This window comes from Pseudoclavibacter sp. JAI123 (assembly GCF_013409665.1).
GTDB lineage: Bacteria > Actinomycetota > Actinomycetes > Actinomycetales > Microbacteriaceae > Pseudoclavibacter.
The window spans coordinates 1-20,810 of sequence record NZ_JACCCM010000002.1; the positions used below are offsets into that span (position 1 = coordinate 1).

Below are 20,810 nucleotides of genomic sequence, written 5' to 3' on the forward strand. Positions count from 1 at the left end.
GATGGTACTGCAGGGGGGACCCTGTGGGAGAGTAGGTCACCGCCGGACTTCTTCATGAGCCGGGGTTGGTTGGTGAGTGAGCAGAGATGCTCCTCGCCCACCAACCCCGGCTTTTTTGTTGCCCGAAAACCCTTCGTTGCCTACAGTCGACCAGTCGCCTTCAGCTCTATGTAGTGGTCGGCGATCGCAGGAGGCAGCGCCGACGGGGTACCCGTGACCGTGTCCCCGCCAAGACGACGAACCGTCTGGCGGACCCGCTCCTGATCCAGCAAGGCCCGCTCGGCGGCCGAGGCCGCGTACGTCTGCTCGCGGGTATCCCGGCGGAGCGCCACCTCGTGCACATCCGGATTCAACACAGACCCGAGCACCACCACGTGCTTGCTCGCCAGCTGCGGCAGAGCGGCGATGACCGGTTCAAGCGTGCCACCCGTCTCGAGCGTCGAAAGAATCACGACAAGCGACCGATGCGTCGTCACACCGCGCACGAGGCCGGGGATCGCCCGCCAGTCCGTGGCGATCAGCTCAGGCTCCACATCCGCGAGGGACTCGACCATGCGGCTCAGCAGCTCGGCACCGGAGACACCCTGGACGCGTGCGCGCACCCGGCGGTCCCAGGCGACCACGTCCACGCGATCGCCAGCACGAGTCGCCAGCGCCGCCAGCAGCAGCGCCGACTCGATCGCCGTATCCAAACGCGTCTCGTCGGCAACACGGGCCGCAGAGGTGCGTCCGGTATCGATGACGATGACCACACGGCGGTCGCGCTCCGGGCGCCACGTTCGCACGACGAGGTCCTGGCGCCGAGCCGTGGCGCGCCAATCGATCGAACGGACGTCATCCCCTCGGACATACTCGCGCAGCGAATCGAACTCGGTCCCCTGCCCGCGAACCATGAGACGCGTCGCCCCATCCAGCTCCCGCAGCCGCGCGAGACGCGACGGCAGATGCTTGCGCGAATTGAACGGGGGCAGCACCCGGAGCACGCCGCGGTCGGCGAGGCTCACCTGCCGGGCAGCCAAGCCCATGGGCCCCCAGCTCCTGAGGGTGACGAGCTCGGACCTCCGGTCGCCGCGACGCGAAGGACGAAGCGGGAACTCCGCCACACGTCGCTCGCCGGACGGCACATCGAGCTTGGGTCGCTGCTGCGTTGCACCCGCGGTCGGCTCCCAGCCGTCCCTGACCTGGAGCCGGAGCGTGCGCGATCCTCGGTTCGTGATCGCGACCCTGCTCACGGCGTCTTCCCCCAGCCGTACTCGAGCGGGCAGGTCACGCTCGATCTCGACGTGGCGCGGGGCGCCGGCGAGCAAGACGTCTGCAATCGACGTCAGGAGAACGAAGAGCAGCCAGATCGCGAGCGTCACGTACGCAGACTCCGCTGTCTGCCCGAAGAGCACCACTGGGACGGCGCCGACCGCAGTCAGGAGCACCAGACGTCCGCTCACCACCATGCGCTCACGCTTCCCTTCAGACCTGCAACTTCGACGAGCACCCGCAGCTGCCGGATCAGATGGGTACCTGGACCTGCGCGAGGATCGAGCGAAGGATCGCGTCCGCGCCGACCCCCTCGAGCTCGGCTTCCGGTCGAAGCTGCAGTCGGTGCCGAAGCACCGGAAGCGACATCGCCTGCACGTGGTCGGGCGTCACCGCCTGGTACCCGCTGAGGTACGCGAATGCCTTGCTCGCCGACATGAGGGCGGTCGCCCCACGGGGAGAGACGCCCATGCGAACGGACGGCGACTGGCGGGTGGCCCGAGCGATATCGACGATGTACGCGAGCACGTCTGCCCGGACATCGACAGCCGCCGCCTCGGCCTGAGCGCGCCTGAGCTCCTCGGCCGTGAGCGCGCTTCGCACCCCTGCGGCGCGCAGGTCCCGGGGAGAGAACCCCGCGGCATGCCGGCGCAGCACCTCGAACTCGGCGTCTCGAGACGGCAGCTCGAGCACGAGCTTCAGAAGGAAGCGGTCGAGCTGAGCCTCCGGGAGGGTGTACGTGCCCTCGTACTCGATGGGGTTCATGGTCGCGGCGACGAGGAAGGGGGAGGGGAGCGCGCGCGTCACCCCGTCCGCGGACACTTGACGTTCCTCCATCGCCTCGAGCAGGGCCGACTGGGTCTTCGGCGGCGTGCGGTTGATCTCATCGGCGAGCAGGATGTTCGTGAACACCGGGCCCTCGCGGAACTCGAACTCGCCAGCGGCAGCGTCGTAGACCAGTGAGCCCGTGATGTCACCTGGCATGAGGTCTGGCGTGAACTGCACGCGCTTTGTGTCGAGCGACAGCGTCTCGCTCAGGGTCCGCACGAGGAGGGTCTTGCCGACCCCTGGAATGCCCTCGAGCAGGGCGTGGCCGCCGGCGAGCAGGGCGACGAGGAGACCGTCAACCGCTCGCTCCTGTCCGACGACGGCCTTGGCGACCTCGCCTCTGACTCGCTGCAGTGCTTCACGGACATCGGTGCTCATACTGGGCCTCCGGATTTCTCGGCGGTGGAACTCTGATCGGTGGTGCTGGGGCCTGTGCTGACGGGACCGCGGCCGGGATCAGCCGCTTCGGCGACCGCTCGTTCCAGGGTCAGCAGGGCCTGGCTGAGGTCGAGCAGCTCGGCCTCGCTGCCGGGGACGGCGTCAAGGAGGGTCCAGGCGATGGCTGCTCGGTTCGCGCCGAGGATGGCCGCGCTCGAGGTGATGATCTCCTGCACGCTGCTGGCTTTGGCCAGCCCGAGCGACTTCGCGAGCCGGGTGGTCGTGCCGATGCGGAGGTTGTCGAGCGCGCGCAGACGCGCGCGCTGCTGGGCGTAGAGCCGTCCGCGGCCGTGCATGGTCTCCGACGCCTCGACGATCACCGGCAGGCGCTCCTCGACGAGCGGCCCGAAGCGGCGACCGCGCCAGACCATGACCGCGAGCAGCGTGGCGAGGGCGATCAGGATGCTCGGCGTCAGCCAAGGCGGCACGAACGCATCGAGTGAGGGCTCGACGCCGAAGACGGCCTCCGCGTCCGAGATTCCAGGCGTGTACCAGACGAGCGACTGGGTCTGTCCGAGCACCGCGAGCCCCATGGCCGCGTTCGCGGAGCTCAGCACGTCGCCGTTGCTCAGGTTGTCCGTCGCCCCCAGCGCGGAAAGCGTCGTCCCCGAGGCAAGCGTCGTCTCGACGTAGGCGAATCGCTCCGACTCGGCGTAGCAGGCGCTGCCGCCCGCGGCAGCGTCGTCGAGCTGATAGAGCCGAGCTCCTCGCTGCGAGATCTCGGGTGCCAGCTCGGAGAGGGGCGCAGCGCATTCCGCGCCCGCCTCGACGACATCTCCCGCTTCACCCGCGGCCCCGACCCCACCGACCGTGATCGCCCCGCCGAAGGCTTCGAGGAGGCCGCGGCTCGGAGCGAGCAGGACAACCCTGTCCGCGTCCAGGTCAGCGATCTGAGCCGCCAGCTCATCGACCGCGATGCCGTCGCGGTCGTGCACGACCAACGTCGTCTCCCCCTCGGCGTCCTGGAGCCGCGACCGGGCGTCATCGATGCTCTCCGCGCTGCTCGTCTGAACTCCCTGCTCGCCGAGCACGGTGAACACGGCTTTCGCCCCATTGGGGCGTGCGGAGTCGACACCGAGATAGGGGGAGTTGGCGCTCGCGACACCGCCCGCGATGAGCGCGCTGGTCACGGCGATCACGACGGCGCCTACGGCGATGAGGAGCCACGGACGTGCTCGCCTCAAACGCTCTGCGAGCGTCGGCGTCGCTTCCTGCGTGAGGCTCATGAGGCGCGACCCGAGAACGAGGTGAGCGCCACCGGCTTGGCCGCCTGCAGCGCCGAATCCACCTCGCGCAACGCGAGCCAGTCGTCCTCTGACGCGCCGAGGCCCAGGTATCTGGCCGCGTTGAACGACCGGGCAGCTCGGTGCAGCCCGGGCGCCTGCCCCGGAAACGCAGAGGTCGTCGCCTCAGCGACGGCCGTCGCGGTCATGCCGGGGCTCAGTGCGATCACGGTGCGGTCATGCACGGCCCGCGCGAGCGCCCTGAACTGCTCGATGACGGCAGTCTCGAAGTCACCCCGTGCCCCCGCGGCGGCGGCGGAGGCCCGCAGCTCCTGCGCGGAGCGCTCGTCACCGTCGAACAGATCAGGTGAGAGCGCCGACCTGCGCCTCGCGCGCTGAACGAGGATCGGGCGACCCACGAGCAACGCGATGACGGCGAGGACGACGATCGCGCCGAGCACGAGCGCGATCGGCGAGAGCCCACCGGGAACGCCGTCGATGGGCTGCAGGATGTCGTTGACCCAGTTCCAGAAGTCATCGATCCACAGGTCGAGCCAGGTCGGCGAGGCCTGCGTGTACTCGCTCTTGGCGAGCTCGCCCTGCAGCAGGTCTCGGGCTCGGTCCTCATCGATCTCCAGAGGGGGCTCTCCGGAGCCGGCCCAGGGGCCAAAGCCCATCAGCGCGCGTATCCCGGAGCGGTCATGGGCGCCGGGTGCTGCTCCCGCTGCACATCGAAGTCGGCGTCGGTGATCTCCGCGCCAGCTGACGACTGCTCCGCGTACCGCTGGAGGGTCACGCCGAGCCCTTCCTTCCGCATCCGCAGATCGAAGTACAGGATCGTGGCGTTTCCGCTGGTGAGCACGAGGACGATCGCCCCGAGCAGGACCTGCAGCGCTGAGGTGAGCAGCAGGATGACTGCGAAGGCGACGATCGTGCCGGGCTGCGGTTCCGTCGACTGCCCGGTGCCGAGCGGCGTGAGGATGACCTGGCCCATGCTGACGGCCAGTTGCGCGACCGTCGAGACCGCCCCCGTCGCGAAGTTCAGGATCACCTGGATGACGACCACGATGCCGAGCACCCGCCAGAAGCTGCCGTGGGAGAGACCCCAGCTGCGCCGGATGGCCGCGATGGGCCCGAGCCCCTCGAGCACGATGGCACTCGGAGCGAACATGATCTTGATGCCCACCCACACCATGAGGACGACCGTCGCGCCGCCCAGCAGCAGCGTGAAGATCACGCCGAGACCGATGGAACCGGCCATCGTCGCCTCGTCTGCTCCTGAGCCAGAGAGGACCATGAACAGGATGAACGGGATGAGCAGCCAGCCGATGGCGATGAGGAGGAGCGAGCCGACGCCGACGATCAGCGCATAGCCGATGAGGCGCCAGATGCCGCGCCACCCGGCGCGCCAGGCTTCCTTGAAGCCGAGCTTCTCGCCGATCGCCCCGCGTGCGACGACGCGCACGAGAATGCCCTGCAGGAGCGCCGAGCCGACGCCGGCGATGGCCAAGCCGAAGAGCGCGGCGAGCGAGGTCAGCGTGATGGAGGACACCAGCATCGGCGTGATGTCCTCCTGGCTTCCGCCGAATGGGATGCGCGTGAACATGAGCATGCCGACGACCACCGGAAGGAGACTCGCGAAGAGCGTGGTCGCGCCCATGACGATGACGGCGCTGCCGAGGGTCGTCTTGGGGGACGTGCGGAAGAGCCGGAAGGTGGCGGCGAGCGCATCCCCGAACGCGAGTGGACGCAACGGGAACAGGCCAGGAGTCGGGGCCGGCATCCACTGGCCACCGGGCTGCTGCCCGTACCCGGATTCCGGCGGAGGGCCGTACTGCCAGTTCGACGAGCCGGGGGCAGGCTGCGGCGCGGGCCACTGGGCTCCCTGCTCGAACCCGCCGCTCGACGGCGCTCCGGGTGGCGGCGGATACGCGTGGTTGGGCTCTGGTGAGTGCTCGTATGGGCCATGCGTCACCCGCCCATCGTGGCATACTGCTCGCCGCGCTCTCTGGGTTGAGCCTCTGAGGAGGCTACGCCCGCTACGCTGAGGGAACCGCCCGGTCTCGTGCGGGTTCTGGAACAGGGAGGGTTCTGTGGGCGAACGCATCCTCGTGGTCGATGACGACCTCGCGCTCTCGGAGATGATCGGCATCGTGCTCAGAGCTGAGGGCTACGAACCGGAGTTCTGCGGTGACGGCGCGGCTGCCCTCGGCGAGTTCCGTCGGGTCAAGCCGGAGCTCGTGCTGCTCGACGTCATGCTCCCTGGGCTCGACGGCATCCAGATCTGCCACCTGCTGCGCGCCGAATCCGGGACCCCGATCATCATGCTCACCGCGAAGTCGGACACGACCGACGTGGTGCGCGGCCTCGAGGCCGGTGCCGACGACTACATCGTCAAGCCCTTCAACCCGAAGGAGCTCGTCGCACGCATCAAGACGCGACTTCGCGCCAGCCAGCCGGAGGTGCAGAGCATCATCCGCGTCGGCGACCTGACCCTGAACGTGAACGCGCACGAGGTCCTGCGAGGCGACGAGCAGATCAACCTGACGCCTCTCGAGTTCGACCTGCTCCTGACCCTCGCGGCGAAGCCGCAGAAGGTCTTCACGCGCGAGGAGCTCCTCGAGCAGGTCTGGGGCTACCAGTACAAGGCGGATACGCGACTCGTGAACGTGCACGTGCAGCGCCTGCGCGCGAAGGTCGAGCACGACCCGGACCATCCGAAGATCGTGGCGACGGTTCGCGGCGTGGGCTACCGCGCTGGGAACACCACCGCATTCTCCTGACGTGAGCGCAGTGATACCGCGCGCGACCTCCACCTCTCCTCGGTCCTCCGACGTCGACACGGAGGGCATCCGCGTCCCCTACCGGTGGCGGTCCGCCCGCGGCGTGTGGCGGAACCTCGTGTTCCTCTGGCGCACGTCGCTGCCGTTCCGCACGATCGCGCTCTCGGTCGCGCTGACGACCGCGACGGTGCTGTCGGTCGGTTTCGTCATGTCGAACTCGATCGCGAGCGACCTCTTCAACTCGAGGCTTCGGCCGCTCGTCTCCGAGACCGAGCGTGCCGTGACGGCGGCCCAGACCGTCTTCGCGTCGGGCGAGGAGACGGACAGCGCGGCCCTGGAGACGCTGCAGACCGTCGCAGTGGATGCGGCGCAGGACTCCGCGGCGAACAGCTACGGCGTCATCTTCATGCAGAGCGGGTCAGGGACGGGTGAGCAGTCGAACGAGCTGCGAGCACTCGCGAAGGGACCCGTGTCCGCAGACCTCGTCTCCGATGAGCTTAAGGAAGCGGTCAGCGCAGGGGCGGACACGACCGCGACCGGTGCCGCGTCGACCTCCCCGCAGACGCACTATCAGTCGATCGCGCTCGTCGACGAGCTCGGCAACGTCGTCCCCGGCATCGTCATCGGCTCAACCGTCACCGTGCAGAACCTCGGCCAGTACGAGATGTACTTCGTGTACTCGATGGAGGAGACCCAGCAGACGCTCGACTTCGTGCAGCGCACCCTCGTCGTCGCCATGATCGTGCTGGTCCTGCTCGTCGCCGTCATCACGGGATTCGTCATGCGCGCCGTCATCCAGCCCATCCGCGAGGCGGCGAAGACGAGCCGACGCCTCGCCGCCGGCCACCTCGAGCAGCGTGTCCCCGAGTCCGGCGAGGACGACATCGCCACGCTGGCCAGATCGTTCAACGAGATGGCGGACAGCCTGCAGGACCAGATCGAGCGGCTCGCGAACCTGTCCCAGGTGCAGCAGCGCTTCGTCTCGGACGTCTCGCACGAGCTGCGGACGCCGCTCACGACCATCCGTCTCGCCGGTGGGATGCTCTTCGACCGACGCGACGACTTCGACACCGTCACGGCTCGCTCGGTCGAGCTGCTGCACGACCAGATCGAGCGGTTCGAGATCCTCCTCGCCGATCTCCTCGAGATCTCGAGGTACGACGCGGGCGCGGTGGAGATCCTGCGCGAATCGAACAGCCTCGCGACGGTCGCCGACGACGTCATCGGGGCCATGACCCCGGTCGCGCTCGACCACGGCACACGCCTCGTCCTCAAGGCACCAGGCGGATACGGCGAGTCGGAATTCGACGCACGTCGCATCAACCGGGTCGTGCGCAACCTCCTCGGGAACGCCATCGAGCACGGGGAGGCCAAGCCCATCGTGGTCTCGGTCGATTCCAACGAGTCGGCGGTCGCCCTCTCGGTGCGCGACTACGGCATCGGCATGACCGAGGCGGAGCGGACGAGGGTCTTCGACCGGTTCTGGCGCGCTGATCCGTCCCGCAAGCGCACGATGGGCGGGTCGGGGCTCGGGCTCGCGATCTCGCTCGAGGACGTCCGCCTGCACGAAGGACGCCTCGAGGTGTGGTCCGAGCCCGGCAAGGGGACGAACTTCCGGCTCACGCTCCCGCGGTTCGTGGGTGGCAAGATCATGGGGTCGCCGCTCCCACTCGAGCCGGGTGACGCCGGGGCCGCGACCATCACGATCGAGCAGGAGGACGTGTCCTCCGAGGCGTTCACCGACGAGGACGTCGACACGCAGCCCATCGAGCTCCCTGACCTCGTCGGCATGCGCTCCTCGAACGCGGAGTCGATCGTCTCCTCGGCCCCCACGAACTCGATGGACGTCATCGAGACCGCCTCCCTGGACGAGCCGACGCAGGCACCAGCGCCCTGGGACGACGCCGAGGCGGTCGTCGTGACGAGCTCGGCCCCCGACTCCGTGCCGTCGCTTCCCAGCAGCGACCACGACGATGGCCTGGACAGCGACACCGCCGGTGCGAGCCGCGATCAGGACCAGGAGGACCCGAAGTGACACGAGCAGCGTACCGACGTCGCGCCGCGCGCAGCGCGACCGCCGCGATCGTGGTCCTCGCCGTGCTCGTGCTCGCCGGATGCGCCCGCATCCCGACCTCCGGCCAGGTTCTGGCCGGAGAGTCCGAGCAGCAGGAGAGCGACCAGTCCTACAGCTTCTTCCCTGACGCCCCCCGCGACGGGATGAGCCGCGAGGAGATCGTCGAGGGGTTCCTCGACGCGGGAACCGGAACGCAGAACGACTACGAGGTCGCGAGAGAGTACCTCGCGGACTCGTACCGACAGGAGTGGGACCCGAACGCGCGCATCCTCATCACGGCATCCGTGCCGGACGTGGTCGATGCGGGGCCGGACAGCATCCAAGCCAGCTACAAGTCCTCGGCGAGCGTCGACTCGGAAGGCCTCTACAGTGAGCTGAAGAGCGGAACGACGGAACGGCTCGAGTTCACGCTCGCCCAGGACTCCGCCGGCGAGTGGAGGATCACGGAGGCCCCACCGGGCATCGTGCTGCTCAGCCAGAACTTCCGCAGCCTCTTCAAGAGCTACACGCTCTACTTCTACGACGACACCCTCTCGCGGCTCGTGCCGGACGTGCGCTGGTTCGACGCGCAGCAGACAGCGCTGACGCGGATCGCCCGCGCGCTCGTGAACGGCCCAGCCCCCTGGCTCGCCGAGGGCAACGTCGTCAGCGCTATCCCGTCCGGTGTCTCACTGCTGGGGGCGGTCACCGTCGAAGGGGATGTCGCCGACGTGGACTTCTCGTCGAGTCTCTCCTCGACCTCACCCGACCAGTACTCGCGGATGCTCCTGCAGCTCACCGAGAGCTTCGCGGACTTCGAGGCGATCACGAGCGTCACCATGTCGATCACGGGTGTCCCCATCGACCAGGAGCTTCCTCCGGAGGATGAGGTCGTGGTCAACCGCCAGGTGACGAGCACGCCGCTCGTGTACAAGAGCGGCGAACTCGGCTTCCTCGGCGGCGTCAACGTCACGGCATCGCCAGAGACGGCGGCCCTGCAGGGCGCGCTCGCCTCGCTCAGCCCGCAGAAGGGCGCCTACTCCGCCGACGGCGACGTCGCATCCTTCGTGACCCCGAACGGCGTCTTCACGACGCCCATCTCCGATCCTGAACCCCTGCTCGTGGACGCGCGGCCGGGTCCGTTGGCCATGAGCCTGGACAGCTGGGGGTACACCTGGACGGGGAGCACGGACGGGCCCGGGCTCCGCGCGACCGACGTCGAGGACCGCCAGCACAGCTGGCTCGAGCCCGCGGAGAACGTCGGAGCCACCGGGTACCGGGCCATCGCCGTGTCGCGCGACGGCGCGAGGCTGGCCGTGCTCGAGAACAGCTCCGTCGGGGTGCGGGTCGCCGTCATGGCGATCGAGCGTGAGCCGAGCACGAATCGACCAGTGGCGCTCGGCGTCCCGCTCGTCCTCGAACCGGGCGGAGCCTCGCCGGTCGACCTCGCCTGGGTCGACGAGACGTCGCTCGCCGTCCTCGCGGTTGGCAGCGAGGGGACCGCCGAGGTCCGGACTCAGACGGTCGGCGGCACGGTCAGCGTCAACGGTGCGGTGCTCGACGGGCAGCAGATCACGGGAAGCAACACCCCTGCCGGGCTGCGAGTGCTCGACAAGGACCACCACATCTACGTGCCGAAGGGCAACAGGTGGCAGCAGTCGGACGCCGTCGTCGACTTCATCCTGACGCAGGTGTGACGGATGCGCTGAGGCGGTTCTCCACAGTCTCAGCCGCCGGGGGAGACCGCGGACCAGGCTGAGGCAAGCTGGCAGGATGTCGCCGCCGTCGATGCAGGTCGCGCTTCTGCGCACGTGGCTCGAGCGGCTGCGCGCGGATGCGCTCGACGCGCTCGCGGTGGTCCTGCCGGTCACATGCGCCGCGTGCGGAGCCGTCGATCGGGCCCTGTGCCGGCGGTGCGCTGAGCACCTCGCGCGCGACACGTTCGTCCGGGCGTGCGAGCTGCCCGTCGTCGCCGTCGACGGCAGCCGCATCCCGGTCATCGCCGCGTCCGACTATGCAGGACCGACCAAGGCGCTCATCGCGGCGCTCAAGGAACGTGGGAGGACGGACGCGGCCCGCCCGCTCGGCCTCCTTCTGCGGAGCGCGATCAGCGCACTGGCGGAGTCCACGCGAGCCCCCGCATCCACGACCGGACCGCAACCCGCGTGGGTTCCGGTGCTCGCGCCCTCCTCGCCGAAGTCTCGTCGTGTGCGCGGGTACGCCCACCTCGCCATGCTCTGGGAGGCTGCGGTGCCCGGGACGCGCGGCGTCGGCGGGCTCCGCATCACCCGGCCGGTCCGCGATCAGGCGGGGCTCTCCCAGCACGCCAGGGCGGCGAACCTCGAGGACGCCTACGTCGCTGACCCCAGGCTCGCCGGTGCGCGGGTCGTCCTGGTCGACGATGTCGTCACGAGCGGCGCGACGATCAGGGAATCGGTGCGCGCACTGGAAGCCGTTGGGGCGGTGGTCGTCGGCTGCGCTGTCATCGCGGAGACCAGGCGGAGAGCACCGCATCACCCGTGAGCCGCACTCGACACGCGCGGAGGGTACGGCATGCCTGCGAAGTCGCAGATAACACCGGGCGAATAGGGGTCTACGATTGCGGCACAGCATCACGAGGCAGTGACACCTCGGCCTCGTGCAGAACGACAGGAGAGTGACATGGAAATCACGATCACCGGTCGCAACACCGAGATCCCGGACCGTTTCCGCGAGTACGCCACGGAGAAAGCGCTCGCCAAGGTCTCGTTGCTCGATGGCAAGACGCAGGCGGCGGAAATCAAGCTGACCAAGCGCACGGACCGCGCGGGCAACCTGCTCGACAAGGGCAAGGTCGAGATCACGCTCTTCGGCCCCGGCCCGCTCATCCGCGCAGAAGCCGAAGCCGGTGACAAGTACGCAGCCTTCGATCTCGCGCTCGACAAGCTCGTCGAGCGCCTCCGTCGCAACAAGGACCGCAAGAAGATCCACCGCGGACAGCACACCCCCCTCCGCCTCCAAGAGGCGGCCGCAGACAACTTCTCGCAGATCGATGTGGTTCCCGCTGACACGGACACGATCAGGCTCGTCGAGAACGGCGGCACCGCCTCGGAGATCGCTGCGGAAGAAGAGCAGCTGGACGAGCTCTACTCGCCCGTCGTGATCCGCGAGAAGACGTTCGCCCCGAAGCGCCTCAGCAACGACGAAGCCGTCGATCACATGGAGCTCCTCGGCCACGACTTCTTCCTCTTCATCGAGAGCGAGTCGCTCCGCCCGAGCGTCGTGTACCGCCGGCGCGGCTGGGACTACGGCGTCATCGCGCTCGACGAGAACGAGGTTCCCGTCTCCTGAGCCCAGCTTGCTCAGCCTCGCCCCGGTCGATGCGTCCAGCATCGGTCGGGGCGAGGTGCGTAGAATCAACGAATATGCACAGCATGGGCTGTGCCTCTCAGCGCGCTCTCGCGCCGCTTGCGTCAACCAGTAGGAGCAGACCTTGGCCTCAGTTCTCGAGAAGATTCTCCGCATGGGCGAAGGGCGCACCCTTCGCAAGCTCGAGAGCATCGCCAAGCAGGTCGGACGCCTCGAGGACGCCTTCAAGGAGTACAGCGACGATGAGCTGCGCGACATCACCGCATCCTTCCGCGAGCGGCACGAAGCGGGGGAGTCGCTCGACGCGCTCCTGCCGGAGGCGTTCGGCGCCGTCCGCGAGGCCGCTGGTCGTGTGCTCGGTCTCCGCCACTACGACGTGCAGCTCATGGGTGGGGCCGCCCTGCACCTCGGCAACATCGCTGAGATGAAGACCGGTGAGGGCAAGACCCTCGTCGCGACGCTGCCCGCCTACCTCAATGCCATCGCGGGCAAGGGCGTGCACGTCGTCACGGTCAACGACTTCCTCGCGAGCTACCAGTCCGACCTCATGGGCCGCGTGTTCCGCGCCCTCGGCATGACCACGGGCTGCATCGTCTCCGGCCAGTCGCCCGCGGAGCGCCGCGAGCAGTACGCGGCCGACGTCACCTACGGCACGAACAACGAGTTCGGCTTCGACTACCTCCGCGACAACATGGCCTGGCGTGCCGAGGACATGGTTCAGCGCGAGCACTTCTTCGCCATCGTGGACGAGGTCGACTCCATCCTCATCGACGAAGCTCGCACCCCGCTCATCATCTCCGGCCCCGCTCAGGGTGACGCGAACCGCTGGTACTCGGAGTTCGCCTCCATCGTGCGCAAGCTCAAGGAAGGTCGCGACTACGAGGTCGACGAGAAGAAGCGCACGATCGGCGTCCTGGAGCCCGGCATCGACCGCGTCGAGGACGCCCTCGGCATCGACAACCTGTACGAGTCGGCGAACACGCCGCTCATCTCGTTCCTGAACAACGCCATCAAGGCGAAGGCGCTTTTCAAGCGCGACAAGGAATACGTCGTGCAGAACGGCGAGGTCAACATCGTCGACGAGCACACGGGCCGCATCCTCAAAGGGCGCCGATACAACGAGGGCCTGCACCAGGCGATCGAGGCGAAGGAAGGGGTGCAGATCAAGGCCGAGAACCAGACGATGGCCACGGTCACCCTGCAGAACTACTTCCTCATGTACGACAAGCTCGCGGGCATGACCGGTACGGCCGAGACCGAAGCGGCCGAGTTCATGAGCACCTACAAACTCGGTGTGGTGCCCATCCGCACGAACCGTCCGATGCAGCGCAAGGACAACCCCGACCTCGTCTACAAGAACGAGAAGGTCAAGTTCGACCAGGTCGTCGAGGACATCGTCGAGCGGCACGAGACCGGACAGCCCGTGCTCGTCGGCACGACCAGCGTCGAGAAGAGCGAGTACCTCTCGAAGCTCTTGGCGAAGCGCGGAATCAAGCACGAGGTGCTCAACGCGAAGAACCACGCGCGCGAGGCCGCGATCGTCGCTCAGGCTGGTCGCAAGGGCGCGGTCACGGTCGCCACGAACATGGCCGGTCGCGGTACCGACATCATGCTCGGCGGTAACGCCGAGTTCCTCGCGGTCGCCGAGATGACCGCCCTCGGCCTCGACCCGCAGGAGAACGCCGACGAGTACGACGAGAAGTGGCTCGAGGTCTTCTCCGCCATGAAGGAGCAGGTCAAGGGCGAGGCCGACGCAGTCGCGGAAGCGGGCGGCCTCTACGTGCTCGGCACCGAGCGCCACGAGTCGCGTCGAATCGACAACCAGCTGCGTGGACGCTCCGGACGTCAGGGGGACCCGGGCGAGAGCCGCTTCTACCTGTCCATGACGGACGACCTCATGCGCCTCTTCAACACCGGTGCGACCCGCGCGATCATGGCCGGCGACGGCACGCCAGACGATCTCGCACTCGAGTCGCGCATCGTCTCGCGCGCCATCCGCTCGGCGCAGTCGCAGGTCGAGTCGCGCAACGCGGAGATCCGCAAGAACGTGCTCAAGTACGACAACGTGCTCAACGAGCAGCGCACAGCGATCTACAGCGACCGCCGCCGCATCCTCGAAGGCGACGACATCGCCGACAAGGTGCAGAACTTCCTCACTGACGCGATCGACGACATCATCCAGGAGCACACGGGAGATGGCACGGGCGACGACTGGGAATTCGAGGCCCTCTGGACAGACCTCAAGCAGCTGTACCCGGTCGGCATCACCGAGGAGGAGCTCTTCGAGGAAGCGGGTGGGCGCAGCAAGCTCACGCGGAAGCTCCTCGAGGAGGAGGTCCTCTCCGATGCACGCCACGCCTACGAGCGCCGCGAAGCATCGATCGGCACGGAGGCCACTCGCGAGCTCGAGCGACGCGTCGTGCTGAGCGTCATCGACCGGAAGTGGCGCGACCACCTCTACGAGATGGACAACCTCAAGGACGGCATCGGCCTCCGCGCCATGGCGCAGCGTGACCCGCTCGTCGAGTACACCCGCGAGGGCTTCGCGATGTTCCAGCAGATGCTCGGCAGCATCCGCGAGGAATCCGTCGGCTTCCTCTACAACCTCGAGGTCACGGTCAAGAAGGACGAGACGCCGTCCGCCAGCGAGACGCCCGACGTGCAGATCGTCGCGAAGGGGCTCGACGAGAAGGCGCAGACCGCGCTCAGCTACTCGGCAGCTACCGACCAGGGTGAGGTCGAGGTGCGCAACGAGCGCGGTCAGCTCAACCAGCGGGCGACTGCGGAGGCCAAGCGCCGCGAGCGGGACCTCGGCACCTCCTCCGCGCTCGACCAGGCTCGCGGCGAGGCCGGTGAGGAGCAGGCATCGCCGGTGGCCAGCACACAGCAGGCAACACGCTCGCGCCAGCCAGCCTCGCGTTCAGGGAACCCCGCGAAGCGGCAGGCGGCCGAGCAGGCGTCCCCGTCTGACGGCGACAGCCCGGCCGCAGGCAGCTCGTTCGGCAAGGGCGCGACGTCGAAGCCTGGTGGGCAGCCCGCGGGCAACCGCGCTCAGCGACGCCGCAAGAAGTAGCGGCCAGCTCCCGGGAGCAGAGCAGACGCCTCGGCGGACGCGCCACCACTCGTGGTGGCACGTCCGCCGAGGCGTTCTCGTCGCGCTGGGCAGTTCAGAGGACGTGGATGGCGGATGCCCGCCAGCGCCGGTCGAGACCCTCGAGGCGCACGGTCACGGCTCTGACCCGCGCGCCGAAGTCGAGGACGACGACGGCATCGACGATGTTCTCCGTCGTCGCCTGAATGCGCACGCTCAGCTCGACGAAGTTCGGCCGGCGAGTTGGACGCCGTCGCGCCTGCCTCGCTCGTGCTGCGTGCTGCGTGCGAATGAGCAGGTGACGGTAGACGTCGTCGGTCACCCACCTGGACAGCTGCTCGATGTCGCGGACCCCGGAGATGACCTCGACGACGCTTCGGGCCAGATTCGAGACCAGTGGAGCTGGATCGGGAAGGTCGCTCGCGGCCGTGCGTTCCCGGACGAAGAGCGGGTCGGCGTCGATGAGTTCGCCCGCCGCCGCGGAAAGCGTTGATTGTGGCGCATCGATGGCGCGGAGCGCCCTGGTGCTGCGCGTTGGCGACATACTGCCCCCGTCGGATCTCAGACGATTCCCCCCGAACCGCCTGGCGACATGAAACCACGTCGCTCCCGGTGCTCGCGAGGGGTGAACTCCCCTGTGGATAACTCCGGTCGCACGGGCCGTGAACTCTACGCTGTCGAGGTGCGATGGGACGATCTGTTCGATGACCTCGCGGGCGAGCTGCAGGGGGCGCTCGACGACGAGGCCGCCAGGCGCGCCGTCGACGAGGAGCGACTTCGCGTGGGTCGACTGACGGTGCGCGAGCGTCTCGTCGCGCTCGCGGAGACCAGTTCGGCGCCCATTTCCCTGCAGCTGTCGGACGGTTCCCTCGTGGCCGTGCGCCCGAAGGCGTTCGGCAGCGACTGGCTGTCAGCCGAACTGCTCGCGGAATCGGGTCGGGCGCGCGTCTGCATCGTCCCGACGGCGGGTATCGCGTCCCTGGTGCTCACTGAGGAGCAACTCGTCGCAAGTCTGCGCGAACCGGCCGCGAGCGGTCCAGGTGACCTGTCCGGGCGACTCGGCCTCGCATTCGCGCTGCGGGACCTCGGGCGGCGTCGCCGGCAGTGCGAGTTCGTGGTGACCACCGGCACGATCGTGGGCACCATCGACCGGGTCGCTCGCGACCACGTCGATGTCGCCGTCCACGAGCGCGGGGTGGCCAGAAGATCGCGGGATGTCGTCGCGTACCGCATCATCCCGCTCGACGACCTGCGTCTTGTGATCCTCGCTGACGACTGACCGGTCCGGGGCCGGCGACGGGCTGTCTACAGCAACGGGCGCAGGCGCGGGGTCGTGTCATCCTGTGTGGCGTTCGCCTCGAGGAAGTCGCCGGCGTCTGCGAACTCGCCCTGGCGGAGTGCAGCGACGCGTCGCTGGTACTCGTACTGGTCGTCGATGTACTGCTCGAGCATCGTCCGTTCCACTCGCCATTCGCCGACGCCGCCGATACGGATCGCGGGCAGCTCCCCGCTCTGCACGAGACCGGTCGCCACATCCATCGTGACGTTGAGGACCTCGGAGACCTCGGCGAGGGTCAGGAAACGGCCGATTGACTGGGGGTCAACGGATGCGTTCATGCCCTCGATTATCGCGCGCAGATCGTGGATCGACGCATGTTGTGGATAACTTCTGCAGGTTCTCTCGCGCTGCGCCACGATGGCGGAGTCGCCACCTCGCGGCGACCGAAGAAGGGAAGAGTGGCATGAGCGTGAGCAGGGCTCGCAAGCCGAGACGCTGGGTCGACCCGAGGCTCTTCCTCGGAATACTCCTCGTCATCGCGTCGGTGCTCGGTGTCGTCGGCGTTCTCGTCGCCGGGAACCGAACGGAAATTGCCTACGCCGCCGCCTCGACGATCGCACCCGGGCAGCTGATCACGGTCGATGACCTCGTGGCCGTCGAGGTCGTGCTCGGGCCGAGCGCGGAGGCGTACGTGAGCACGGAGACGGTGCCGACGGGCGAGTTCCTCGTGACCCAGGCGGTCGAGGTTGGTGAGCTCCTGCCGAGGTCAGCCCTCGGGGACGCTGATTCGAGCCGGTCGTCGGTTGTCGTCGAAGTCTCCGGCGGGCTGCCGACGGAGCTGGGCGCTGGCAGTGCGGTGGAACTCTGGTCGAGCCAGGAGTCAGCCCCCGGGACCTACGGCGCGCCAGTGCTGACCTCGTCGAATGCGACGGTCGCGAAGATCCTCCCGAGGGAAGGGGCCCTCTCCGCGAGCCAGGCGGACCGGGTGGAGCTGCTGCTGCCGAAGGCCGAGATCCCCGCACTGCTCGCGGCGATCAGCAACGATTCGCGGCTGGCCCTCGTCCCAGTCTTCCGCGAGAAGGGGCAGTGACATGTCGAGGATCCTGCTTGCCATCGACTTCGAGATCGAGGCCCGCCTCCTCGAGGGCATCATCGCGGCGGGACACGACATCGTCGATCGAGTCTCCGGTGGGCTCGCCGCCGCGACGGCGCTCGAGCGGCTGCGACCTGAGATCGTGGTGCTGCAAGGGGCGCCGGAGACGCTGACTCCGCGCAGTCTGGCGGCGTGCGCCCGGTTCGGCGCGCGTGTGATCGTCGTGGTCTCGAGCGACTTGGAACGGCGGAACGCGGAGACGCTCTCCGCGACGGAGGTCGTCGAAGCGGCGGTCAGCTGGAGCGAGATCGAGGTGCTCCTCGCCAGAACGTCCGGTGACTCCTCCCGCTCCATGCCAACCGGCCCGATTCCGCAGCGATCGGTGGCATTCTCGAGGCCCCCGGCCGTCAGCCTCCAGCCTTCGGACGAGGACCGACCTGACCCTGCGGAGCCCGAGCCCGAGCCCGAGCCCAAGCACCCGACGAGCGAGGGAGCTGGGCGACGTGAGCGCAGACGCGCGGCCAGAATGCCCACGAGCGTCGGCACCCGCGCCATGGCGCACGAGCGGGGCATGACCGCACTGCCGCTCCGACGGGCACGCGCAGACGGCAGGGGCGTCCTGCTCGCGGTCTGGGGTCCGCACGGCGCTCCGGGCGCATCCACCGTGGCCGCAGCGGTCGCGTCCAAGGCCGCCGAGATGGGGCAGCGAGTGCTGCTCATCGATGCCGACAGCTACGGCGGCTCGCTCGCGGCAATGCTGGGCATCACCGACGAGGCGCCGGGCTTCGCAGCTGCCTGCCGCTTGGCGGGCGCGGCACGACTCACGGTCGCCGAGATCGAGCGCATCGCGGTGCCGCGGTCCTTCGGCCGGGGTGGACTGCTGGTGCTCACCGGCATCGCGAATCCCGCGAGGTGGCCGGAACTCGCGAGGGATCGGGTGGCAACTGTGCTCGAGAAGTGCCGCGAGGTCGCCGACCTCGTGGTCGTCGACGTCGGCTTCAGTCTCGAGAGCGACGACGAGATCGCGAGCGACGCGTTCTCGCCTCGTCGTTCGGCCGCGACCCTGACCGCCCTCACCGCTGCGGACCGAGTGCTCGCCGTCGCGGACGGGCAGGCAGTTGGCCTCCAGAGATTCCTGCGCGCCCGCGCGAACCTCGTCGACCTCGTCGACGACACACCCACGGATGTCATCGTGAACCGAGTGCGAGCTGACGCGGTCGGCCTGGGCGCCGCAGGTCAGATCCGGCACGTCCTCTCACGATTCGCGGGCCTCGAGGCGCAAGCGCTCATCCCACTCGACCAGGCGGCCTGCGACCGTGCGCTGCTCGCCGGCGAGCCGGTCTCGTACGCCAGCCCCCGCTCCGCGTTCGCTCGTGCGATCGGAGCCTACGTCTCGGACACGCTGCTGGCCTCAGCCGGCAGTGGCCTCGAGACCCGGCAACCAAAGGGTGAGAACAGGCGACGAACTTCGGCGTTTCGTCGATTCTGGCGCGGTCGCGGCGAACTGCAAGCTCAGAACTCCTAAGCTGACCGAGTGTCGAGTCTCTCATCGCAACTCCAGCGCCGCGGAACCCTCAGTGAAGCTGAGCAGTCGTGGATCCTGCAGCTGAGCGCCGACTGGCAGCTCCTCACGGACCTCTCGTGCGCGGATGTCGTGCTCTGGGTCCACACGAAGGACGACGACTTCGTCGCCGTCGCACAGGGGCGCCCCTCGAGTGCCCCGACGCTCTTCTACCGCGACCTCATCGGCCAGTCCGTGCGGGAGCAGTGGGCGATGGCCGTGCGCAGGTCCTACGAGGAGGGCATCACCGTTCGGTCGACCGAGCCGGACTGGTTCGACGAGATCCCGACGCAGCTGCTCGTGACACCCGTCTTCTGCCGTCTGCCGGGTGAGGGAGTCAGCCAGCACCCCATCGCCGTCATCACGCGTCACACGAACCTGGGGAGCACACGCTCGATCACCCGCCAGGAAGAGACGTTCCGCGACTGCGCCGACGAGATCTTCGCAATGATCGAAGAGGGAGCCTTCCCCGATCCGGAGGCCCCGCAGATCTCACGCCGCGGCGCACCGCGAGCATCGGACGGACTCATCAGGCTCGACAGAGACGGCGTCGTCACGTTCGCGAGCGCCAACGCGCTCAGCGCCATGAACAAGCTCGGCTTCGGGGGAGAGCTCGAGGGGGAAGTGCTCTCGGAGGTCGCCTCAGCGCTCGTGCACGACAAGAGCCGCGTCACGGTAGACGAGGCGCTGCCGCTCGTCGTCACGGGGCGTGCGCCGTGGATGACCGACGTCGAAGCGCGAGACATCACCGTCACACTGCGCGCGCTGCCGCTGAGGGCGCACGGAGAGCGCACGGGCGCCATCGTGCTCTGCCGAGACACGACAGACGTCAGGCACCAGCAGCAGGAGCTCATCACCAAGGACGCCACGATCAGGGAGATCCATCACCGCGTCAAGAACAACCTGCAGACCGTCGCGGCGCTCCTGCGTATCCAGGCCCGACGCTCGCGGAGCGACGAGGCCAGGGAATCGCTGACGCAGGCCATGCGTCGGGTCTCCTCGATCGCGGTCGTGCACGACACGCTCTCCGGTGGCTTCTCCCAGACCGTCGACTTCGACGAGGTGTTCCTCCGCGTCATGAAGCTCATCACGGAGGTGTCCGCTTCCTCGAACACGGTTGTCCGACCGGTCGTCAGCGGTCGATTCGGAACGCTGCCCAGCGAGTACGCGACGCCGCTGGCCCTTGCGCTCACCGAACTCGTCACGAACTCTGTCGAGCACGGACTCGCGGGGCAGGAAGGCGAGGTCACCGTCACGGCCGAGCAGACGCCGGGTGGGCTCTCCGTCACGGTGGCGGATACGGGCTCCGGATTCGTCGCCGGACGCATCGGCGCCGGTCTCGGCACGCAGATCGTCCGCACCTTGGTTGAGGGCGAGCTCGGCGGCTCCATCGAATGGCACTCCGAGCCGGGGGAGGGAACGCAGGTGAAGCTCCTCATCCCCAGTCGCTGGAAACGCGAGACGGGCGGCGCGTGAGCGCCGCCCGTCTGGCGATCCGCGGTCAGACCGCGGGTTGTCTGCTGCTCAGGACGCGCGTCGCGCTCGTGCAGCGCGACGCTTGAGTGCACGTCGCTCGTCTTCGGAGAGGCCTCCCCAGACGCCGGAATCCTGACCGGTGTCGAGTGCGTACTGAAGGCACACCTCGGTCACCTTGCAGGAAGCGCAAACGGCCTTCGCTGCGTCGATCTGGTCGACAGCGGGGCCGGTGTTCCCGACCGGGAAGAAGAGCTCGGGGTCTGCGTCCAAGCAGGCGGCAGTATCGCGCCAATCCATCAGTGGTGCTCCTTATCGAGTGCGCCTCGCGCACAAAAACGCTCCGCTGGGAGCGAAGTTCGTGAACCCGGGATGCGGTGACTGGCCTA

Annotated in this window: 18 protein-coding genes; 10 read left to right on the top strand and 8 right to left on the bottom strand. The window is 68.4% G+C overall.

Annotated features, from left to right (window positions below; translation table 11 throughout):
* Window positions 1–140: 140 nt before the first annotated feature.
* Genes HDC34_RS12250 through HDC34_RS12270 form a run of 5 tightly spaced genes read right to left on the bottom strand, consistent with a single transcriptional unit; the run spans window position 141 to window position 5,715 of the window.
* Window positions 141–1,448 (bottom strand): DUF58 domain-containing protein, encoded by a 1,308-nt coding sequence (locus HDC34_RS12250; RefSeq protein WP_179557192.1) that lies wholly within the window; start codon window positions 1,446–1,448, stop codon window positions 141–143.
* Between the two features lie 55 nt (window positions 1,449–1,503).
* Window positions 1,504–2,457: a MoxR family ATPase gene (locus HDC34_RS12255; RefSeq protein ID WP_104252318.1), complete on the bottom strand. Its 954-nt coding sequence runs from the start codon at window positions 2,455–2,457 to the stop codon at window positions 1,504–1,506.
* Window positions 2,454–3,743, bottom strand: coding sequence for a DUF4350 domain-containing protein (locus HDC34_RS12260; RefSeq protein WP_179557193.1), 1,290 nt, complete (start codon window positions 3,741–3,743; stop codon window positions 2,454–2,456). Before HDC34_RS12260 ends, HDC34_RS12255 begins: the two co-directional genes overlap by 4 nt.
* Window positions 3,740–4,417: a DUF4129 domain-containing protein gene (locus HDC34_RS12265; RefSeq protein WP_179557194.1), complete on the bottom strand. Its 678-nt coding sequence runs from the start codon at window positions 4,415–4,417 to the stop codon at window positions 3,740–3,742. The genes HDC34_RS12260 and HDC34_RS12265 overlap by 4 nt, the downstream gene beginning before the upstream one ends.
* Entirely contained in the window at window positions 4,417–5,715 is a 1,299-nt protein-coding gene (locus HDC34_RS12270) for a hypothetical protein (protein ID WP_179557195.1), read from the bottom strand. Before HDC34_RS12270 ends, HDC34_RS12265 begins: the two co-directional genes overlap by 1 nt.
* Before the next feature lie 118 nt (window positions 5,716–5,833).
* Between HDC34_RS12270 and mtrA the strand changes: the two genes are divergently transcribed.
* The 6 genes from mtrA (at window position 5,834) to secA (ending at window position 14,997) form a co-directional block, all read left to right on the top strand.
* Window positions 5,834–6,523: an MtrAB system response regulator MtrA gene (mtrA, locus tag HDC34_RS12275; protein ID WP_104252322.1), complete on the top strand. Its 690-nt coding sequence runs from the start codon at window positions 5,834–5,836 to the stop codon at window positions 6,521–6,523.
* Window position 6,524: 1 nt separating this feature from the next.
* The gene (gene mtrB, locus HDC34_RS12280; RefSeq protein WP_308807339.1) at window positions 6,525–8,558 is read left to right on the top strand and encodes an MtrAB system histidine kinase MtrB; all 2,034 of its coding nucleotides are present in this window, start codon (window positions 6,525–6,527) and stop codon (window positions 8,556–8,558) included.
* Window positions 8,555–10,273: an LpqB family beta-propeller domain-containing protein gene (locus tag HDC34_RS12285; protein WP_179557196.1), complete on the top strand. Its 1,719-nt coding sequence runs from the start codon at window positions 8,555–8,557 to the stop codon at window positions 10,271–10,273. Before mtrB ends, HDC34_RS12285 begins: the two co-directional genes overlap by 4 nt.
* A gap of 76 nt (window positions 10,274–10,349) precedes the next feature.
* Window positions 10,350–11,099 carry a ComF family protein gene (locus HDC34_RS12290; RefSeq protein ID WP_179557197.1) on the top strand — a complete coding sequence of 250 codons (750 nt, stop codon included), beginning with the start codon at window positions 10,350–10,352 and terminating at the stop codon, window positions 11,097–11,099.
* Between the two features lie 138 nt (window positions 11,100–11,237).
* Complete coding sequence (gene hpf / locus HDC34_RS12295) at window positions 11,238–11,906, top strand: ribosome hibernation-promoting factor, HPF/YfiA family (protein WP_104252325.1); 669 nt, start codon at window positions 11,238–11,240, stop codon at window positions 11,904–11,906.
* Between the two features lie 142 nt (window positions 11,907–12,048).
* On the top strand, window positions 12,049–14,997 hold the full coding sequence (secA, locus tag HDC34_RS12300; protein WP_179557198.1) for a preprotein translocase subunit SecA: 2,949 nt from the start codon (window positions 12,049–12,051) through the stop codon (window positions 14,995–14,997).
* A 94-nt stretch (window positions 14,998–15,091) separates the two neighbouring features.
* Here secA and HDC34_RS12305 read toward each other — a convergent pair whose 3' ends face one another.
* Window positions 15,092–15,559 (bottom strand): Rv3235 family protein, encoded by a 468-nt coding sequence (locus HDC34_RS12305; RefSeq protein WP_179557199.1) that lies wholly within the window; start codon window positions 15,557–15,559, stop codon window positions 15,092–15,094.
* A gap of 138 nt (window positions 15,560–15,697) precedes the next feature.
* Here HDC34_RS12305 and HDC34_RS12310 point away from each other — a divergent pair, with 138 nt between their 5' ends.
* On the top strand, window positions 15,698–16,294 hold the full coding sequence (locus tag HDC34_RS12310; RefSeq protein ID WP_179557200.1) for a hypothetical protein: 597 nt from the start codon (window positions 15,698–15,700) through the stop codon (window positions 16,292–16,294).
* Window positions 16,295–16,320: 26 nt separating this feature from the next.
* Here the strand turns inward: HDC34_RS12310 and HDC34_RS18070 are convergent, their stop codons facing one another.
* The gene (locus HDC34_RS18070; RefSeq protein ID WP_179557201.1) at window positions 16,321–16,632 is read right to left on the bottom strand and encodes a helix-turn-helix domain-containing protein; all 312 of its coding nucleotides are present in this window, start codon (window positions 16,630–16,632) and stop codon (window positions 16,321–16,323) included.
* Between the two features lie 125 nt (window positions 16,633–16,757).
* On the opposite strand from HDC34_RS18070, the gene HDC34_RS12320 reads away from it, so the two are divergent.
* Genes HDC34_RS12320 through HDC34_RS12330 form a run of 3 tightly spaced genes read left to right on the top strand, consistent with a single transcriptional unit; the run spans window position 16,758 to window position 20,424 of the window.
* Window positions 16,758–17,384, top strand: a complete 627-nt coding sequence (locus tag HDC34_RS12320; protein ID WP_179557202.1) for a hypothetical protein — start codon at window positions 16,758–16,760, stop codon at window positions 17,382–17,384.
* A gap of 1 nt (window position 17,385) precedes the next feature.
* Complete coding sequence (locus HDC34_RS12325) at window positions 17,386–18,912, top strand: septum formation inhibitor-activating ATPase (protein ID WP_179557203.1); 1,527 nt, start codon at window positions 17,386–17,388, stop codon at window positions 18,910–18,912.
* A gap of 9 nt (window positions 18,913–18,921) precedes the next feature.
* Complete coding sequence (locus tag HDC34_RS12330) at window positions 18,922–20,424, top strand: sensor histidine kinase (RefSeq protein ID WP_104252331.1); 1,503 nt, start codon at window positions 18,922–18,924, stop codon at window positions 20,422–20,424.
* Between the two features lie 48 nt (window positions 20,425–20,472).
* Here HDC34_RS12330 and HDC34_RS12335 read toward each other — a convergent pair whose 3' ends face one another.
* Complete coding sequence (locus HDC34_RS12335) at window positions 20,473–20,721, bottom strand: WhiB family transcriptional regulator (protein WP_068476994.1); 249 nt, start codon at window positions 20,719–20,721, stop codon at window positions 20,473–20,475.
* Window positions 20,722–20,810 lie beyond the last annotated feature (89 nt).